The organism is Gammaproteobacteria bacterium (genome assembly GCA_003696665.1).
In the GTDB taxonomy this organism is placed as follows: Bacteria; Pseudomonadota; Gammaproteobacteria; order Enterobacterales.
On record RFGJ01000305.1, the window covers coordinates 1 to 1,229 of the forward strand.

1 protein-coding gene is annotated in these 1,229 nt (G+C 53.1%); it reads right to left on the minus strand.

Going from position 1 to position 1,229, the window contains the following annotated elements:
- Nucleotides 1-157 precede the first annotated feature (157 nt).
- Complete coding sequence (locus D6694_08295) at nt 158-805, minus strand: hypothetical protein (protein RMH42170.1); 648 nt, start codon at nt 803-805, stop codon at nt 158-160.
- Between the last annotated feature and the right edge of the window lie 424 nt (nt 806-1,229).

The following is a 1,229-nucleotide window of genomic DNA, read 5'->3' on the forward strand; positions in this document are numbered from 1 at the left end:
CCTGTGACCTTTGGCTCCGGAGGCCGTTTTTGCTGAAAATGATAAAACCTCAAAAACAGACCTAAAGAGCTGTTATCCCACCAAAAATCAGCCAGTCAAATTTTTTGATTTTGCGTTTTAATTAAAGGTTTTATGTTCTTTTTTGCGTTTTTTAAATTTAGAAGTCCTTGCTTCGTGACCTTCGGGGCAACCGCTCAGGAAGCGCGATGACGACATCCAGGTTGTCGTTTTTCGTGGGAAAGTTGTATTGCCCCCCCCTGTTGCCAAAGTCGTCACCGAACGTCGCCCCCCAAATAACGATGCTGAATCCTCGGTGATTACGTGAACCCCTGTCTGCTCCTTCAGGCTCACAGGCCTCGGACACTACCCAATTGCGCAAGGTCCCGTCAAGTAGCCTGAGCGCAAATGCCTTCCCATAGCCACCTTGCAGCTGGCCCTCCCACAGAAAAGCCCCTTTCACAGAATCAGCCCTGGAGGCCGTGATGGAAAAGCTCAACGCTCCCGAGGCCCAAAGCGACTTTCCCAGCCCGCTCTCAGGGAGCACCATGTTGAAGGGGCCTTCCTCACCCGAACCTGTGCGCCCGATGCCAAGGGGGTTCCTGACGCGCCGGTCAAACAGCGCCAAGATGGCCAACCCAAGGGGACCATAACCGATGAGTATTTTGAGCCATGCCCGAAGGGGAATTGTGGCGCAGGGAAAGCTGAGCCTCTTAATGCCCACATCTTCCCCGGGTGGCCCTTTGACGACCGGCGGGACGCCGAACTCGTATTTCTTGTGAACATTCCCTTTGGCAATGCACGCCACTTCGGGAGCAGGACGGCTGTAGCGTTTGTTTTTGTCGTACCGTTGATGGAGTCGATTCGAGCGCTATCTGAAAAGCCACTCTGCGTGGCCCTTCGCTAAATAACACTTCTGATTTGGGATATTGTTGCCTCATGGCCTAGTCAGCGATCGTAGGGGAGCCGACGTAGGAGTCTCCGTGACGGTGAGACCGTAGTGGGCGTGTTCCGCCACCTTTGGTTGTGGGTTAAAGATACCCCCGCTATGCCAAATCTTCCCCCTGGTCTGCCAGGTTATAAACATGGAGATTGGAGACTTTCTCGGTCATTTATGCCGAGGCAAAAACCGATGTTGGTAACACGTAAACTGTCCGGATTTGTAGCACAAGGTTTGTCCGGTTCATGGTTGAGGCAGGAGGAGAGCCATGAAACGGACAGCACTGCTACAG